Below are 18,283 nucleotides of genomic sequence, written 5' to 3'. Positions count from 1 at the left end.
ACTTTCATCTCTGTGGGCGGCAGCGCTGACGCTGCCGCCCACGGATCCCCATCAAGCCCGAAACACACATCGACGCGCCATGCATCGCCGAGGCACGCCGCACTTCGTGCTGCCTCGGCCGCGGCGCCAGGAGAGCGGAAAGACGATGAAACCAAACGGAACTCTGCCCGAAAGAGGCAGTACCGGTTCCAGAAGACGTCCGTGGGCGAGGCGTATCGCCGCCGTCGCCGGCTTCATGCTCGTGCCAGAGCTTCTGACACCCGTCACCCTCGCCGCGTCCGCAGCCCCGCTCGGGCGGCCCGACCTTCCCGCCCATCAGGCGGACCGGGTCGCCCCGTTGACCGACAAGGTCGACAAGAAGGCGGCGGCCGAGATGAAGAAGGCCGCGGAGGAGACCCGCGCGGCCGTGTCCCGGGCGCGGACCGACCAGGTGAAGAACCCGGTCTGGCCCAAGGCCGCCAAGACCACACTGAACGTTCCCTCAGCCGGGACGGCGACCGCGAGCCCCGGCTCCCTTCCCGTCATGCTGTCCCGCCCCAGTGCGACCGCACGGGGCAGGAAGGCCGTACCCGCCTCCGGCCAGGTAGCCGTCGAGGTGCTCGGCCAAGCTCAGGCGAAGCAGCTCGGCGTCAAGGGCCTGGTCCTGAAGGTGACCGGTCCGGCAGCAGGCGGATCCGCCTCGCTGGGCATCGACTACGGAGCCTTCGCCGGCGCCTACGGAGGCGACTGGGCAGGCCGTCTTCAGGTTTCGCGGCTTCCCGAGTGTGCTCTCAGCACCCCGGCATCGGGCGAGTGCCGCTCGCTGAAGACGCTCCCGTACACCAACGACCGCGCCGAGCAGCGGATCACGGCGCAGGTCGAATTCGGCTCGGGCGACGCCGCTCGCCAGCGCGCCTCTGCTCCCGACGCGGGCCGGACGGTGCTGATGGCCGTCGCGGCCGGCGCGGCCTCGGCCCGGGGCGACTACAAGGCGACGCCGCTGGCCGCATCGTCGACGTGGGAGGCGGGCGGCTCGTCCGGCTCGTTCACGTGGTCGTACCCGGTCACGACGCCCCCGGCCGCCGCCGGACCCAGCCCGAGTCTGTCGATCTCGTACGACTCCGGCAGCGTGGACGGGCGCACCGCGACCACCAACAACCAGGGCACCACGGTAGGCGAGGGCTTCGACCTGACGTCGTCCTACGTCGAGCGGCGATACGGCTCGTGTGACGACGACGGGCAGACCGACAAGTTCGACCTCTGCTGGAAGTTCGAGAACGCGTCCCTCGTCCTCAACGGCAAGTCCAGCGAGCTCGTCAAGGACGACACGAGCGGTGTCTGGCGGCTGAAGAACGACGACGCCTCCACGGTCACGCTCTCCACGGGCGCCGACAACGGCGACGAGGGCTCTCCGGACAAGGGCGAGCACTGGACCGTCGTGACCGGCGACGGCACCAAGTACGTCTTCGGCCTGAACAAGCTGGACGGTGCGGGAGCGGGCGTCAGGACCAACTCGGTCTGGACGGTGCCGGTCTTCGGCGACGACGCGGGCGAGCCCGGATACGCCGCGGGCGACACGCTCGCCAAGCGCGCGGTGAAGCAGGCGTGGCGCTGGAACCTCGACTACGTCGAGGACACCCGGGGCAATGCCATGTCCTACTGGTACGAGGCCGAGTCCAACCACTACGACCAGCTCGGCGACGACGACACGGGCACTCCCTATGTCCGCGGCGGCTTCCTCAAGGAGATCCGCTACGGGCAGCGCAAGGGCGAGCTCTTCAAGACCACGGACCCGAAGAATCCGACCGCGTCCAACACGGTCGTCTTCGGCTATGCCGAGCGGTGCGTCAAGGAGATGGGCTCGGCGTGCAACGAGCTGACCGAGACCACCAAGGACGAATGGCCGGACGTGCCGTTCGACATGGTCTGCAAGGCCGGCGACAAGTGCACCGGCACCAGCCCGTCCTTCTTCACCCGCAAGCGGCTGACCACCATCACCACGTACGCGTGGAACGCGGCGACGGGCTTCCCGGCCCTGGAGCCGGTGGACGAATGGTCCCTGAAGCAGACCTACCTCGATCCCGGTGACACCGGCGACGCGGCCGACCAGTCGCTCTGGCTCCAGGAGATCCGCCGCACCGGCAAGCACGGCACGGCGATCTCCCCGGCCCTCGACCCGGTCACCTTCACCCACGAGTTCCTGTCCAACCGCGTCGACGGCCCGAGCGATGACATCCTGCCGTTCCACAAGCCCCGTCTGAAGACCGTCACCTCGGAGAGCGGCGCCCAGACCATCGTCAGCTACCTGGCCGCGGACTGCGTCGCGGGTCAGACGATGCCGGCGCTCGACAAGAACACTCGCCGTTGCTACCCGGTCTACTGGGCCCCGAACGGCGGCAAGACACCGATCCTGGACTGGTTCCACAAGTACCCCGTCCAGACGGTGTCGACGACGGCGCCCAAGGGCGGCCTCGAAGCCGTCGAGAACACCTACCTCTACGGCTCGAACGGGGGCGCCTGGCACTACAACGAGGACCCGTTCACCAAGGAGAAGGAACGCACCTGGTCCTCCTGGCGAGGCTACGACCAGGTCACCCACCTCACCGGCAGGGCCGGTGGCACCCAGTCCAAGACCGTCACCTACTACATGCGCGGCATGAACGGCGACCGTGTCCTGGACGCCGAGGGCAAGCTGGACGAGAAGGTGCGCAAGACCGCCTCCTCCACCGGATTCAAGGCGGGCGCCCTCACCGACAAGGACGAGTTCGCCGGTTTCACCCGTGAGTCCGTCGTCTACGACGGAACGACTCCGGTCACCAGCACGGTGAACACCCCGTGGTCCAAGCGCACTTCCACCCAGCACAAGTCCTACGCGGACACCGAGGCGTACTTCGTGCGCACGGGCTCGACGACGACGCACACCTACCTCACCTCCGCGGGCACGCCCTCCTGGCGCAGCCGTACGGTCAAGACCTCGTTCGACGACGCGTACGGAATGCCCGTCACGGTCTCCGACCGGGGCGACGACGGTGTGGCGGGCGACGAGACCTGCACGTACACGTGGTACGCACGCAACGACACGGTGGGCATCAACAACCTCGTGTCCCGTACCCGCGTGGTGGCGAACGCCAAGACCGACCCGGTCGCGGACCCGTGCACGATCAAGGACGAGGACCTCGACCTGCCCGCCGATTCAGGCACGCCCGGGCAGATCGTCTCCGACTCGGCGATCACCTTCGACTCGACGGCCGAGTGGACCGCGAACCAGAAGCCGACCATCGGTGAGGCTCGCTGGACCGGACGCGCGAAGGGCTACAAGAGCGACAACGCGCCCGAGTGGCAGAAGATCAGCGCGACGGCGTACGACGATCTCGGACGCCCGACGAGCGTCGAGAACACCAACGGCCTCGTGACGGCGACGACGTCCTATGTGCCGTCCGCCTCCGGTCCCCTGACCTCCACCGTGGTGAAGAACGCGCTCAACCACGCGACGACTACCCTCGTGGACTTCGCCACCGGTGCCCCGACGAAGGTCACCGACCCGAACAACAAGGTCACCGAGTCGGAATACGACGCCCTGGGGCGTCTGACGAAGGTGTGGCTGCCCAACCAGCTGAAGGCCGCCGGGAAGTCCCCCAGCCACGTCTACACCTACAACATCACCAGGTCGGCGATGCCCTGGGTCTCCAGCGCCACCATCAAGGGCGACGGCACGGGTTACAACACCGGGTTCGCCCTGTACGACTCGATGCTGCGCCCCCGCCAGGCGCAGACCCCTTCGCCGGGCGGGGGTTCGATCGTCTCGCAGACGCTGTACGACTCACGAGGACTGGCCGTCTCCACGCAGTCCGACATCTGGGCACAGTCCCTGCAGCCGTCCGGGAACCCGGTGGAGACCGACGGCGGGGAGCCGCCCGTCCAGACCGACACCGTCTACGACGGTGCCGGCCGTGCGGTCAAGGCGATCACCAAGACCCGCAACGTCGTCCGGTGGACGATCGGCACGGCCTACCTGGGTGACACCGTCACGACGACCGCTCCTGCCGGGGGCCAGGCCACGGCATCGGTGACGAACGCCCTCGGGCAGCTCACCGAGCGTCGGGAGTACGCGGGCCCGGCGCCGACCGGTGACGACTACACGACCACCACGTACACGTACACGCCGTCGGGGAAGCAGGCTTCGATCACCGGGCCCGACACATCCGTCTGGTCCTACACCTACGACCTCTTCGGCCGCCAGAGCTCGGCGACCGACCCTGACAAGGGAACGTCCACCACCACGTACAACGCGCTCGATCAGGCGGTCGGGTCCACCAACGTCGGACTCAAGAAGACGCTCATCAGCGGGTACGACGACCTCGGACGCAAGACCGGCCTGTGGGACGGCACCGAGGACGACGATCACAAGCTCGCGGCGTGGGAGTTCGACACGCTCATGAAGGGGCAGCAGGACACGGCGATCCGGTACGTCGGCGGAGCGGGCAAGACAGGCAAGGCGTATACGCAGAAGGTCACCTCCCGTGACAGCCTCTACCAGGTCACCGGGTCGAGCCTGTTCCTGCCGGCGAGCGAACCGCTGGTAGCGGCGGGCGTGCCCAGCACCCTCTCGTTCTCCGCCGGTTACGGCCTCGACGGCAGCATCAAGCAGTCGGGGAGCCCCGCGGTAGCCGGTCTGTCCTCCGAGTTCGTCTCCTACAAGTACAACTACGCCGGCGTCGGTCTTCAGACGGAGGTCTCCGGCACTACTGGCTACCTACTCGACGCGACATACGACCCGCTGGGGGATGTCACGCGGCTGACTGTCGGAACCGACAAGACGAACTCGGTCAAGAAGGCATACCTCGGCTACTCCTACGAGCCGGGCACGCGCCGATTGAAGCGGTCGTACGTCACCACGGACGCCCATGCCTACTCGCCCCAGGACCTGAATTTCACTCAGGACGACGCGGGCAACGTCACGTCGATTTTCGACAACACGACGCTGGGCGGCACGGCCAAGGCCGACTACCAGTGCTTCACCTATGACGGCCACCGGCGCATCAAGGACGCCTGGACCCCGAAGACCGCCGACTGCGCCACCGCTCCGAGCAAGGACGCCATCGACGGCATCGCTCCGTACTGGACCAGCTACACGTACAACGCGGCCGGCCAGCGCAGCTCCGAGACGCAGCACGCGACGAGCGGCGACACCACGACGCAGTACTCCTACGGCAAGGAGGACGGTGGTCAGCCGCACACGCTGACCAAGACGACCACCGGCACGCAGGCCAAGAACTACGTGTTCGACGCCGCGGGCAACACCACGAGCCGCCCGGGCGGCCAGGCGACACAGACCCTGACGTGGAACTCCGAGGGCAAGCTGGCCGCGCTCACCGAGCCGGCCGCCGCGGGCAAGTCCGCGCAGGGGACCGAGTACCTCTACGACGCGAACGGCGAACTCCTGATCCGCCGTCCGACGACCAAGGACGGGGACACCGTCCTGTATCTCGCGGGCAACGAGGTACGGCTCACGACGAAGGACGCCGGCGCGACCAAGGTCCTTTCCGGAACCCGCTACTACACGGCCGCCGGCAAGACCATCGCCGTCCGCACGGCGACGAAGGGGGTCACGGGGACCAAGCTCAGCTTCCTCGCCTCCGACCACCACGGAACGTCGGGCCTTACCCTTGACGCCTCGACCTGGGCCGTCACCCGACGCCAGACGACACCGTTCGGCGCCCCTCGGGGTACTTCGCCGAGCGCCTGGCCGGACGACAAGGCATTCCTGGGCAAGCCGGCGGATGCGAACACGGGGCTGACGCACATTGGAGCCCGTGAGTACGACCCGGCAATCGGCCAGTTCATCAGCGTCGACCCGGCTCTGACCCTGGACCAGCATCAGTCGCTCAACGGCTATGCCTATGCCAACAACACTCCGGTCACGTCCAGCGACTCCACGGGGCTGTGGCTTGATGACGGAACTGGCCACAACGAACCTGGTGGACCCGGCGGCGGGCAGAGCAGCACGCCTGGAAAGCCTCCGGGCGGGTCCGGGGGCGGGGGTTCGGGATCGACGGGAACGCACTCGGGGAGCACGTCCGATGCTGGAAAGGGCAGCGGTTCGGGTGGCACATGGCCGCCGGGGCCCACGACGATCGACGAGGCCAAACGCTGGAACCCCTACTTCCTCTACGGCTTTGTGGAGCCACTGGCGGAGCCCGAGTTCGGCATTATAGATGAAGAGGGGGGAAATCGATTTGAGACTTCGCAGCAGATGTTCTTCGGGTGGCTGTTCGGTCGGGAAATGTTGGCTAAGCGGCATGAGTATTTCAAGGGCGGAGATAAGTTCGTCGCTGAGCTTGCGTCCGACAGGACGATCGCTATAAAGAGGATGGAGCTTCTCCGTATAGCTTGGAGTTACGGAAAGCTCGCCGAGGGGAAGGCTTACGGCTTTACGTATGATGATGTGGGTCCTGGGCCCGGAACTCCCTGGTGGTGGGGTAATTCAATCCGAGGCGCTATCCAAGATTTTAGTGGAACTCTGAGCAACGGGAAGATAGGAACGCGGAATTATGCAGACGCTTTCCTGGGCTCCTATCTCGGAAAAGCCAAAATCAGAAGTGTGGACAAAAAGAATGGGGTGGCTATATTTGATTTTGAGGTCACGAACACTTCAGACTGGAATTCTGCGACTCACGCTATCCCTAGAGAATGGAATCCTGTGTTCCGATACTCCATGGGTTCGGCAACCTCCCAGCATATAAACTGGAGCGAGAGGGTCCCTCTGGGTGACCCCTACAGGTGGGGCGAGTGAAGCGGCCTGCCTCCCGTATGATTGGTCGAATCGATGTCGGGAGGGGTGGGGGTCGTGGGTAATTGGAAATGGTGGCGAGTGGTGCCTTGTGTGGCTTTGCTTGCGCTGACTGCATGTGCGGATGGCGGGCAGGAACCGGCCGAGATAGCGAAACAGGAGCTGGTGGGTTCGTGGACCGGCGAGAAGGGGGAGCGGATGCAGTTCTCGTCGGACCAGACCTTCCGATTTACCTCCGTTTCGCTGGAATCGCAGACCTACTTGTCCTGTCCTAGTGGTGCCTCTACAGGCGAGTGGAGCTTCTTCGTTAGTCGAGGCGACGGTCTGTTTTCGGATCCGCAAGCAGATTCTGGGAAATCGATTGCTTTGACATTCGATGGACAGGATCTCGGTGGATGTGGCTTTTTTGTTAGTGTTGTCGACGGTGGGAAAACTCTTTGCCTCAGCGACGATCCTGACCATCTGTGCACTGTAGAATCCATGTTCTCGCGAGTTGAATCGCGGTCGTGACGGCCCGCTTGGGTTCGATTCTTCGAGGCGGTTTGCCGGTCTCCCGGTAAGCCGCCTCGGCGTTTCTGGGGCTGTGCCGGCCATGTCAGACCTCATCGGGGTGGGGGGTGCCCGTGGGGGCCGAGCCGCAGGATCAACCGCCCACCGCGGTCAGGTGGTACGTCGTGTCCACCCGGAAGCCCTCCGCCGTCGAGCCCCTGATCTCCAGGACGTACTGGCCCGGGGTCAGCGGGGCCAGGCCCGTCCACAGGCCCCAGGCGAGGTGCATGCGCAGGCCGACGCGGAACGGGGGTGCCAGGAACTCCCTGAGGGGGAGTGGGACGCCGTTGAGGTGGGCGGTGGCCTCGGCGACGTTCAGGGTCAGGGGTGTGCGGGACAGCATCTTCGTGTGGTGGGTGTTCAGGACGGGGAAGAACACCCGCCGTCCGGACGGGAGTTCGCAGCGGCGGACGACCCGGCCGCCGTAGGTGCCGGCGAGGAACCACAGGTCCTCCGGCTGCTGCCAGCCCGCGTGCTCCCCGGTCTTGTCCGCGACCGGGCTGACCTCGTCGGGCGCCGACAGGGCCCACTGCCACCAACGGGCGGCGAGCACGCCGCCCGCCTCATCGGATATCTGCCATTCGCTCACGGCGAGACACCCTACGAGGTCGGGCGGCATGCCCGGCGAGCCGGACCTCAGTACGTCAGGATCGCCGGGTCCGAGACGCCCGTCGTGCCCGTTTCCACGTGGCCTGCCAGGCGGCGGAGGTAGTCCGTGTTCGATGTGGTCGTGATCGTCAAGTCGTACCAGCGGGAGGACGCGGTCAGGTCCAGGGTGCGGGTGACCGTGGAGTTCTTCGGGACCGTGACCGTCTGCGGGGGGCCCGCGTAGGAGTTGGTCAGGGTCAGGGTCGTGTCCGTCGGGGTCGGGTTGGTGAGGGTCAGGTCCAGGTTGCCCGTCGTCGCGTTGTGGCGGGCCGTGACCTCCGTGACCGCCGTCTTGCCGGGGGAGCGGAAGCGGCGGAGGAAGCCGTTCGGGCCGTGGACGGTGAGGTCGGTCAGGGTCTTGGAGTACTTGGTGTTCCAGGTGTCCGAGATCGACTTCGACGCCTCCGTCGTGTACGTCCACGGGACGTCCGTGCGGTTCGCCGACGTCACGTAGAACTGCGCGCCCGCCGCCGGGCCGCCGCTGAAGGTCAGGCGGTACGTGCCCGCCGACACGTCCGCCGCGCCGTCCACGTACGGGGCGTACTTCAGGGGGCGGGTCGGCTTGCCGCCCGGCTCCTGGCGGGGCATAGTGCCGACCGCCGGGGCGGTGGCCAGGAAGTCGGAGTGGCGGTTCTTGTCCGGCGGGTAGTAGGCCGCCGTCGAGGGGAGGGCGGGCTGCCGCGTCTGTGTGCGGGTGAAGTCGAACGCCGCCGTCAGGTCGCCGCAGACCGCGCGGCGCCACGGGCTGATGTTGGGCTCGCGGACGCCGAAGCGGGTCTCCATGAAGCGGATCACCGACGTGTGGTCGAAGGTCTCCGAGCAGGTGTAGCCGCCCGTGGACCAGGGGGAGACGACGATCATCGGGACGCGCGGGCCCAGGCCGTACGGGCCGGCCGCGTAGCCCGTCTTGCCGCCGAAGTAGTCCAGGGCGGTCGCGGTCGTCGAGAGGCCCTGCGCCGTCGAGCCCGGCGCGTACGGCGGGACCACGTGGTCGAAGAAGCCGTCGTTCTCGTCGTACGTGATGAAGAGGGCCGTCTTCGCCCACACGTCCGGGTTCGAGGTCAGCGCGTCCAGCACCTGCGCCACGTACCAGGCGCCATAGTTCGACGGCCAGTTGGCGTGCTCCGAGAACGCCTCGGGGGCCGCGATCCAGGAGATCTGGGGGAGGTTCCCGGACTGCACGTCGGCGCGGAGCTTGTCGAAGTAGCCCTCGCCCGCCTTCGCGTTGGTGCCGGTGCGGGCCTTGTCGTAGAGCGGGTTGCCCGGCTGCGCGTTGCGGTAGGTGTTGAAGTAGAGGAGGGAGTTGTCGCCGTAGTTGCCGCGGAAGGCGTCGTTGATCCAGCCCCAGGAGCCCGCCGCGTTCAGGCCGTCGCCGATGTCCTGGTAGATCTTCCACGAGACGCCGGCCGCCTGGAGACGCTCCGGGTACGTCGTCCAGCCGTACCCCGCCTCGGCGTTGTTGAGGACCGGGCCGCCGCCCGTACCGTCGTTGCCGACGTACCCCGTCCACATGTAGTAGCGGTTCGGGTCGGTCGCCCCGATGAACGAACAGTGGTACGCGTCGCAGATGGTGAACGCGTCCGCGAGCGCGTAGTGGAACGGGATGTCCTCGCGGGTCAGGTAGGCCATCGTGGCCTTGGTCTTGGCGGGAATCCAGTTGTCGTACTTGCCCTTGTTGAAGGCGCTCTGGCCGCCCTGCCAGTCGTGGTTGAGGCCCTGGAGGTACTCCATGCCCAGCTTGTCGCTGGTCGGCCGGAACGGCAGGGTCACCTTGCTGCCGTCCGACTGGTTCCAGACCGACTTGCCGCTGGGCAGCGTCACCGGGCGCGGGTCGCCGAAGCCCCGTACGCCCTTCATCGCACCGAAATAGTGGTCGAAGGAACGATTCTCCTGCATCAGGACCACGATGTGCTCGATGTCCTGGATCGTGCCGGTCGTGCCCTGCGCCGGGATGGCGGCGGCGCGGGCGATGCTGTCCGACAGCATGGTGAACGCGGCGGTGCCGCCCGCGAGTTGCAGGAAGCGGCGGCGGTTGAGGTCGGCCATGGGGCGAGGTCCTCCGAGGGTGGGGGCGGGCGGTGGGGGTGCGGGCGCGGAGCCGGCGGGCCGGCTCACGGGCGCCCCAAGGAGAGCGCCCCCGAGCCACCGCCCGGCGGCCGTCCCATGACTGCCCGCCGTACGGCAGGCGAATCCCCCGTGACCCCACAGGAACCCCCATACGCGAACGCCCCCTGTGCGCGAAAAGCGCACAGGGGGCGTTCAGTTACGCACAGCACCACGATCACGGTGCCGGGCGCGGTCCTACTCGACGACCAGCTCCACCTTGATGTTCCCGCGCGTGGCCTTCGAGTACGGGCAGAACGCGTGGGTCTTCTCCAGCAGCGCCGCGCCCGCCTCGCCCTGAAGGTGGTCCGGGAACTCCGCGCGCATCACGACCGCGAGCCCGAAGCCGCCGTCCGCCGGGTCCTTGCCGATCGAGACCTCGGCGGTGATGGAGGCGTCCGCGATGTCGATCTTCTCCTGGCGGGCCACCACGCCCATCGCGCTCGCGAAGCACGCCGCGTAGCCGGCGGCGAAGAGCTGCTCCGGGTTGGTGCCCTGGCCGTTGCCGCCGAGGGCCGCCGGGTGGGCGAGCGGGAGGTCCAGGCGCCCGTCCGAGCTGACGGCGCGGCCCTCGCGGCCGTTGGCGGTGGCTACTGCGGTGTAGATCGCGTCCATGGGGTCCTCTTTCGGGTCGGGGGTCGCCGCGCCGTGCCGCGCCGGGGGGCGGTGTCTTGGGCGGTGCCTTGGGTGGCGCCTCGGGTGGTGCCTCGTGCTCGCTCTCCCTCATTTGTAGCGCGTCATTTAGTTGTGCACAACTTAATCGCGTGTGACGGGCGTCTCCCGTATCCTGGCCCCATGGACGGACCCACCGCCGACGCGCCCGCCGCCGAGGACTTCCTCCGGCTCGACAACCAGATCTGCTTCTCCCTGCACGCCGCCACCCGCGCCTTCAACGGCGTCTACCGCGGCGCGCTCAAGGAGCTCGGGCTCACCTACCCCCAGTACCTGGTGATGCTCGTCCTCTGGGAGCACGGCGAGCTGCCCGTCAAGGGCATCGGCGAGCGGCTCCGGCTCGACTCCGGGACCCTGTCCCCGCTGCTCAAGCGGCTGGAGGCGGCCGGTCATGTCGAGCGGCGGCGCAGCCCCGAGGACGAGCGCTCCGTCACCGTCCGGCTCACCGCCGAGGGGGTCGCGCTGCGCGCGCGGGCCCTCGCCGTGCCGCGCCGCATCGCCGCCGCCACCGGCCTGGAGCTGGACGAGCTGGTCGGGCTGCGGGAGCGGCTGAACGCGCTCGCCGCCCGCCTCGACACCGTCGACCCGGACCTGCTCGCGGAGTGCGCGGACGAGAGCTAGTGCGCGCGGGGCGTTGCGGGGCGTCGAGGAGGGTGCGAGGGGCACCCGTGTATCCGTCACATAAATGTAAGGATCGGTTTACGTGTTCGGTCCTATACTCCCTCCATGGTCGACATCACCCTCAGACGCGCCACCGCGGACGACGCCAAGCGCCTCACTCAGATCGTCCGCAAATCCGGCGCCTACCGGGGCGACTATGCCGCCATGGTCGACGGCTACGTCGTCGGCGCCACCTACATCGAGCACCACCCCGTCTACGCCGCCGTCGACCCCCACGGCAAGGTGCTCGGCTTCTACGCCCTGCTCCTCGACGAGGCCGAGCTCGACCTCGCCTTCGTCGTCGACGAGGCCCAGGGCCTCGGCGTCGGGCGGCTGCTGATCGGGCACATGGTGGAGCAGGCCCGCGCCGCCGGGCTCGACGGCGTCCGGGTCGTCGCCCACCCGCCCGCCGAGGAGTTCTACCTCCGCACCGGCGCCCGCCGCACCGGCACCATCCCGCCCGGCGGCCGGATCCACTGGGCCAGGCCCGAGCTCCGGTTCGACGTCGCGTGAGCGGCGTCGAGGCACCGGAGAAGCGCCGGGTCTTCGCCGACCTGACCCCGCTGCGCACCTCCGTCCACTACCGCCGCCTCTGGTTCGGCAACAGCGTCACCTGGGTCGGGCAGGGCATGACGACCCTCGCCATCTCCCTCCAGGTCTACGACATCACCCGCTCGCCGTTCTCGGTCGGCCTGGTCGGGCTCTTCTCCCTCGTCCCGCTCGTCGTCTTCGGCCTGTACGGCGGCGCCGTCGCCGACACGGTCGACCGGCGCAAGCTCGGCCTCGCCTCGGCAGGCGGCTCCGCGCTGCTCTCCGCCGCCCTCGCCGCCGCGGCCTTCGCGGGCTTCCACGCGGTCTGGTTCCTGTACGGGATCGTCGCCCTCCAGGCCGTCTGCGCCGCGCTCAACGCGCCCGCCCGCAGCTCGATGATCCCCCGCCTGCTCCCCGCCGAGCAGCTCCGCGCCGCCAACGCGCTCAACTCCATGACGATGACCTTCGGCACGCTCGTCGGGCCCAGCCTGGGCGGCCTCATCGTCGGCCTGGCCGGCTACCAGGCCGCGTACACCATCGACGTCGTCGCCTTCACCGCCTCGCTGTACGCGATGTGGCGGCTGCCGTCGATGCTGCCCGACCGCGAGGGCGGCGAGCGGGCCTCCGTCCTGGACGGGCTGCGCTTCCTCGCCACCCGCCCCAACCTGCGCATGACCTTCTTCTCCGACTTCTGCGCGATGATCCTCGCCCACCCCCGCGCGCTCTTCCCGGCCGTCGCCGTCCTCTGGTACGGCGGCGACGCCCGCACCGCCGGACTCCTGGTCGCCGCACCGGCGTTCGGCGCGCTGCTCGGCGGGGTGCTCTCCGGCTGGCAGGGCCGGATCCGCCACCACGGGCAGGCGATCCTGCTCTCCGTGGCGGCCTGGGGCACCGCCATCGCCGCCTTCGGCCTCACCCGGAACCTCTGGCTCGGGCTGCTCCTGCTCGCCGTCGCCGGCTACTCCGACACCGTCTCGATGATCTTCCGCAACACGATGATGCAGGTCGCCGCCCCGGACGAGATGCGGGGCCGGCTCCAGGGCGTGTTCATCGTCGTCGTCGCGGGCGGGCCCCGGCTCGGCGACTTCCTCGCGGGCTCGGTCGCCGACCTCAGCTCCCCGGCCGTGGCCATCACCGGCGGCGGCCTCGCCTGCGTCCTCGCGATCGGCCTTCTCGCCCTGTACGGGAAGGGCTTCCGGCGCTACGACGCGGAGCACCCCACCGCCTGAACGGGGCCCGCGCGACTGGCGGTTGGCCGCCACGGCACATAGCCGCCAGCCGCCACGGGAGTCAACTCCCGTACCGCTGACCAGACTCCTCGCGACGCCCGGAACCACCCCTTCCCCCGGGCGCCGAGGAGTGTGTCGTGATCAGACCTTCCGCCGGAGGGGGGACAGCCGGCCTGCTCGCCGCGGGGCTCTCCCTGCTGCTGCTCACCGTCGGCCAGACCCCCGCCGGGGCGGCGGAACCCGCCGCCGTGCCGGACACCTTCCGCAGCGCCCCGGCCGCCCCGGCCGCCTCCGGCCCCGCCGGCTCCGTCACCGTCACCCTCGTCACCGGCGACCGCGTCACCCTCGCCGACGCCGGCGGCGGCCACCGCACCGTCACCGTCGAGCGGCCCCCCGGCGCCACCGGGGCCGTCCGCAGCGAGACCGTCGACGGCAAGGTCACCGTCATACCCGACGAGGCCCGCCCCTACCTGGACTCCGGCGTCCTCGACCGGCGCCTCTTCGACGTCAGCGGCCTCGTCGAGCAGGGCGTCACCGGCCGGACCCCGCTCATCGTCACGTACGGGAACGGCCGCGGCGCCCGCGCCGCCGCCCCGCGCGGCACCGAGACCGTACGCGCCCTGCCCAGCATCGGCGGCGCCGCCCTCACCGTCACCGAACCCGGCGCCTTCTGGCGCGCGTTCACCGCCGCCTCCCCCTCCGGCCGCGCCGCCGCCTCCGCCCCCGCCAAGATCTGGCTCGACGCCCGCGTCACCGCCGACATGGCCGAGTCCAACGCCCAGATCGGCACCCCCAAGGCGTGGGAGGCCGGGCTCACCGGCAAGGGCGTCAAGGTCGCCGTCCTCGACACCGGCGTCGACGCGGGCCACCCCGACCTCGCCGGGCGGCTCGCCGAGACCCGCTCCTTCATCGAGGGCGAGGAGGTCGCCGACCGCAACGGCCACGGCACCCACGTCACCTCCACCGTCGGCGGCAGCGGCGCCGGCTCCGACGGCAAGGAGAAGGGCGTCGCCCCCGGCGCCTCCCTCGCCGTCGGCAAGGTCCTCAGCGACGAGGGCTACGGCAGCGAGTCCCAGATCATCGCCGGCATGGAGTGGGCCGCCCGGGACGTCGACGCCAAGGTCGTCTCCATGAGCCTGGGTTCGCAGGAGCCCAGCGACGGCACCGACCCCATGGCCCAGGCCGTGAACACGCTGTCCGCCGAGACCGGCGCCCTCTTCGTCATCGCCGCGGGCAACTCCGGCGCCCCCGGCTCCATCGGCTCGCCCGGCGCCGCCGACTCCGCGCTCACCATCGGCGCCGTCGACTCCGCCGACGAGGCCGCCTACTTCACCAGCAAGGGCCCCCGCTACGGCGACCAGGGCCTCAAGCCCGACCTCTCCGCGCCCGGCGTCGACATCCTCGCCGCCCGCTCCCAGCTCCTGCCCGGCAGCGGCCTCTACACCTCCATGAGCGGTACGTCGATGGCGACCCCGCACGTCGCCGGTGTCGCCGCGCTGCTCGCCGAGAAGCACCCCGACTGGACCGGCGCCCAGCTCAAGAATGCCCTCATGTCCACCTCCAAGACCCTCCCCGACTCCGCCTACGACCTCGGCGCCGGGCGCGTCGACGTCGGCGCCGCGATCGCCGCGGACGTCACCGCCACCGGCTCCGCCGACCTCGGCTTCGTCGCCTGGCCGTACGCGACGGACAAGCCGGTGACCCGGACCGTCACCTACGCCAACGGCTCCGACGCGCCCGTCCGCCTCGACCTCGCCGTCGAAGGGATGCCCGAGGGCAGCGCCGTCCTCGCCGACACCGCCCTGACCGTCCCGGCCCACGGCACCGCCGCCACCACCGTCACCGGCGACGGCACCAAGGCCCCCGTCGGCGCCAGCACCGGCCGGATCACCGCCCGCGCGGCCGGCACCGCCGTCGCCCACACCGCGCTCGGCCTGGTCAAGGAGGAGGAGCGCTACACCCTCACCGTGCACGTCAAGGACCGCGACGGCGCCCCCGCCGCCGCCCACCTCGGCGTGCAGCGGCTCACCGCCGGAGACGAGCCCTTCCCGGTCTCCGTCGACGACTCCGGCACCCTCCGGCTGCGCCTGAAGCCGGGCACGTACTCCGTCGACACCTTCCTCGACGTGCGCGGCTCGCACGGCGCCGACTCCCTCGGCCTCGGCTTCCTCACCGTGCCCGAGACCGTCCTCGACCGCGACCGCGAGATCACCCTCGACGGGCGGCGGCTGCGCGAGATCCGCGCCGAGGTCGACCGGCGCACCGAGACCCGGCAGCTCCTCATGGAGTTCGACCGCCAGGCCAACGGCGTCTCCTACGGCGGCGCCGTCCAGGTCCCCGTGACCTACGACTCCGTCTTCGCCGCGCCCACCGCGAAGCCCGCCACCGGCACCTTCGAGTACCGGACCGTCTGGCGGCTCGGCAAGCCGCTGCTGGAGGCGACCGCCGGCGGCACCCGGCTCGCCGACGTCACCGCCCAGCCCGGCGCCGCGCTCCCCGAGGGCGACCGGCGGCTCAAGGTCGCCGACGCGGGCACCGGCACCCCCGCCGAGTACGCGGGCAAGGACGTGCGCGGCAAGGCCGTCCTGGTCCGCCGCACCGAAGGCGCCGACCCCGTCGCGCTCGCCCAGACCGCCCAGGACGCGGGCGCCGGGGCCCTGTTCGTCACCGACGACCAGCCCGGCCGCCTGATGGCCTGGTTCGGCACCGCCGACTACGAGGACCGGCCGCTCGCCGTCGCCACCGTGAACACCGCCGACGCCGCCCGCCTCGCGCGCGCCGCCGCCCGCGGCACCCGGCTCGACCTCACCGGCACCCGCTACACCCCGTACACCTACGACCTCTCCGAGGGACACCCCGGCGCCATCGGGACCGACCTGGTCTACCGGCCGGGGCGCAAGGACCTCGCCACCGTCCGCTCGACGTTCCACATGCCGACCGCCCGCGCGGAGGACGGCGGCGAGTTCCGCTACTCGCTCACCGACACCTTCCGGATCGGCTTCGGCTTCAAGGAGCGGATCGCCTTCCCCGCCGAGCGCACCGAGTACGTCTCCACCGGCCCCGGCCAGTACTGGCACGAGTCCGTCGACCTCGGCGACTCCCTGGAGCAGCGCGGCGGCCGGTCCGTCTACCGGGGCGGCACCACGAGCGAGCTGGCGTGGTTCAAGCCGGTCTGGCACCCGTGGCTCGGCACCGGGCTCGGCTGGGGCCAGGAGCGCAGCGGCAACGACCTGCGCTTCAACACCCCGGGCTGGGGCGACTCCGGGCCCGACCACACCGGCTTCGGCGACGTGTGGGGCGACGACACCATGACCCAGTACACCGAGGTGTACGTGAACGGGGTCCGCGTCGACCGCCGCAAGAGCTCCGGCGCCTACGCCTGGGACGCCCCCGCCGAGGAGGCCACGTACAAGGTCGTCACCGACACCGCGCTCGACCCGGCGCGCTGGCGGCTCGGCACCCGCGGCCACGCCGAGTGGACCTTCCGGTCCGCCGAGACCCCGGCCGACTCGGTCACCTACCTGCCGCTGATCAACCTCGGCTTCGACCTCGGCACCGACCTCAAGGGCGACGTGCGCGGCGGCGCCCGCGTCCCGGTGAAGCTCTCCGCCTCGTACGTGGCCGGCGCGGCCGGTACCGGCCGGATCGGCGGCGGCACGCTGGAGGTCTCCTACGACGAGGGCAAGACCTGGGCCAAGGTCCCGCTCGACCGCTCCTGGCGCGGTGAGCTGCGTGTTCCCCGCGCGGCGGACTCCGTCTCGCTGCGGGCCGGCGCCCGCGACGACCGGGGCGGCGCCGTCACCCAGGAGCTCATCCGGGCGGTGGGCGTGAACTAGCGAATACGCCGCCCGAACGGGTAGTCACGCACCCCGGTCCGGGCGCGTGCGCTTGCCGAGGGCCTATGCCCCGGAGAGGCTCCGGTCGAGCAACTCCGCTCTTCAGGAGGTTTTCATGCGCAAGTTCATCGCCACGGCCGCTCTGGCCGCCGCCGTCGTCCTCTCGGGTTCGGGCACCGCCCTCGCCCACGGGTACGGCGACGAGGGCGACGGCGACGTCAACGTCGTGACCGTGGTGGACCACACGGTCGTCGTCTGTGGGGACTTCAGCTACTGCGCGGGCGACATCGGCTGACCTGAACCGTCATCCGGCTCGGCGCGGGGCCCCCTCTTTCCGGAGGGGGCCTTGTGCCGTTCCGGGGCCGGGGCCGGGGTGGGGGCTGGGGCTGGGGTTGGGGCTGGGGCCGGGGTGGCCATGCCTCGGATCACGCCCAGTTCCAGCAGGTCCGGCGGGCGCAGCCGCAGGTGCTCCGCCGTCTCCGGGACCTGGGCGGGGGGCCGTTTCAGGATCCGCGCGGCAAGTTCCGGGGCGATGACGGAGAAGTACGAGCCCGGCGCGGCCCACGTGTTGCCCGGGGCCGCCAGCGCCAGCGCGCCGCCCGAGCCGCCCTCGCCGATCAGCAGCGAGGTCACCGGGGTGCGGGCCTCCGCGATCGCCGTGAACGCCTCCGCGATCGCCGGGCCCGCGCCCGCCCGCTCCGCCTCCGCGTCGTTGGCCGCGCCCGGGGTGTCGATCAGGGTCAGGACCGGGATGCCCAGCCGGCCGGCCAGCCGCACCAGCCTCGCGGCCGTCCGGAAGCCCGCCGGGCGGGTCGCCCCGCCGTTCTGCGCCGCGTACGCCACGACCCGGCCCTCGTGCAGGCCGAAGCCGCACTCCACCCCGGGGTCCGTGCCGCCGGACCGGTCGCCGCTGATCGTGGCGCGCTCCGTGAAGTACGCGTCCAGGTAGGCGGGGGCGCGGGGGCGGGTGTCGGCGCGGGCCGCTCGCACCGCCTGCCAGCCTGTGGGGGGCGTTGCCGCGGGGCCCAGGGAGTGGGGGAGTTCCGCCGCCTCTGGCTTTGCTTCCGCCGCCTCCGGCATTGCCTCCGTCGGTGCCTTCGCCCCCGTCGGTGGTTCCACGGGCGCCGGAGTCTCCGCGGGGGCAGGGGGTGTCCGGACTGCGACCTCCGCTTCGCTTCGCTCGCTCCGGGCGCCGCCCCTCGTCTCGCTCACCCAGGCACAGGGCGTCGTAGTGGTCGGGGGAGGTGCGCAGATAGGCCAGCAGGTCCGTGTGCAGGATCACGGTC

General features: G+C 70.3%; 10 protein-coding genes and 1 pseudogene. 7 read left to right on the top strand and 4 right to left on the bottom strand.

What is annotated here, in order from left to right; genetic code table 11:
• The first annotated feature begins 235 nt into the window (after positions 1-235).
• Both AB0C99_RS32810 and AB0C99_RS32805 read left to right on the top strand, forming a co-directional pair.
• Complete coding sequence (locus AB0C99_RS32810; RefSeq protein WP_362483052.1) at positions 236-6,772, top strand: RHS repeat-associated core domain-containing protein; 6,537 nt, start codon at positions 236-238, stop codon at positions 6,770-6,772.
• 90 nt (positions 6,773-6,862) lie between these two features.
• Positions 6,863-7,279 (top strand): hypothetical protein, encoded by a 417-nt coding sequence (locus tag AB0C99_RS32805; RefSeq protein WP_362483051.1) that lies wholly within the window; start codon positions 6,863-6,865, stop codon positions 7,277-7,279.
• A 133-nt stretch (positions 7,280-7,412) separates the two neighbouring features.
• Here the strand turns inward: AB0C99_RS32805 and AB0C99_RS32800 are convergent, their stop codons facing one another.
• The 3 genes from AB0C99_RS32800 to AB0C99_RS32790 form a co-directional block, all read right to left on the bottom strand.
• Positions 7,413-7,907 carry a hypothetical protein gene (locus AB0C99_RS32800; protein ID WP_362483049.1) on the bottom strand — a complete coding sequence of 165 codons (495 nt, stop codon included), beginning with the start codon at positions 7,905-7,907 and terminating at the stop codon, positions 7,413-7,415.
• Between the two features lie 47 nt (positions 7,908-7,954).
• Positions 7,955-10,012: a phosphocholine-specific phospholipase C gene (locus AB0C99_RS32795; protein WP_362483047.1), complete on the bottom strand. Its 2,058-nt coding sequence runs from the start codon at positions 10,010-10,012 to the stop codon at positions 7,955-7,957.
• Positions 10,013-10,267: 255 nt separating this feature from the next.
• The gene (locus AB0C99_RS32790; RefSeq protein ID WP_362483046.1) at positions 10,268-10,684 is read right to left on the bottom strand and encodes an organic hydroperoxide resistance protein; all 417 of its coding nucleotides are present in this window, start codon (positions 10,682-10,684) and stop codon (positions 10,268-10,270) included.
• A gap of 180 nt (positions 10,685-10,864) precedes the next feature.
• On the opposite strand from AB0C99_RS32790, the gene AB0C99_RS32785 reads away from it, so the two are divergent.
• The 5 genes from AB0C99_RS32785 to AB0C99_RS32765 all read left to right on the top strand — a co-directional run bounded on the left by AB0C99_RS32785 (position 10,865) and on the right by AB0C99_RS32765 (position 17,292).
• Positions 10,865-11,362, top strand: a complete 498-nt coding sequence (locus AB0C99_RS32785) for a MarR family transcriptional regulator (protein ID WP_362483044.1) — start codon at positions 10,865-10,867, stop codon at positions 11,360-11,362.
• Between the two features lie 105 nt (positions 11,363-11,467).
• Positions 11,468-11,914 carry a GNAT family N-acetyltransferase gene (locus AB0C99_RS32780; RefSeq protein WP_362483043.1) on the top strand — a complete coding sequence of 149 codons (447 nt, stop codon included), beginning with the start codon at positions 11,468-11,470 and terminating at the stop codon, positions 11,912-11,914.
• Positions 11,911-13,161, top strand: a complete 1,251-nt coding sequence (locus tag AB0C99_RS32775) for an MFS transporter (protein ID WP_362483041.1) — start codon at positions 11,911-11,913, stop codon at positions 13,159-13,161. Before AB0C99_RS32780 ends, AB0C99_RS32775 begins: the two co-directional genes overlap by 4 nt.
• A gap of 137 nt (positions 13,162-13,298) precedes the next feature.
• Positions 13,299-16,997, top strand: a complete 3,699-nt coding sequence (locus tag AB0C99_RS32770; protein ID WP_362483039.1) for a S8 family serine peptidase — start codon at positions 13,299-13,301, stop codon at positions 16,995-16,997.
• A gap of 115 nt (positions 16,998-17,112) precedes the next feature.
• On the top strand, positions 17,113-17,292 hold the full coding sequence (locus AB0C99_RS32765) for a hypothetical protein (RefSeq protein WP_362483038.1): 180 nt from the start codon (positions 17,113-17,115) through the stop codon (positions 17,290-17,292).
• A 119-nt stretch (positions 17,293-17,411) separates the two neighbouring features.
• Here the strand turns inward: AB0C99_RS32765 and AB0C99_RS32760 are convergent.
• Positions 17,412-18,026, bottom strand: a pseudogene (locus AB0C99_RS32760) (carboxyl transferase domain-containing protein); the annotation flags it as partial.
• Positions 18,027-18,283: the final 257 nt, after the last annotated feature.

Source organism: Streptomyces sp. NPDC048659 (genome assembly GCF_040650575.1).
Taxonomy (GTDB): domain Bacteria; phylum Actinomycetota; class Actinomycetes; order Streptomycetales; family Streptomycetaceae; genus Streptomyces.
This window is presented reverse-complemented; position numbering and strand designations above follow the sequence as displayed.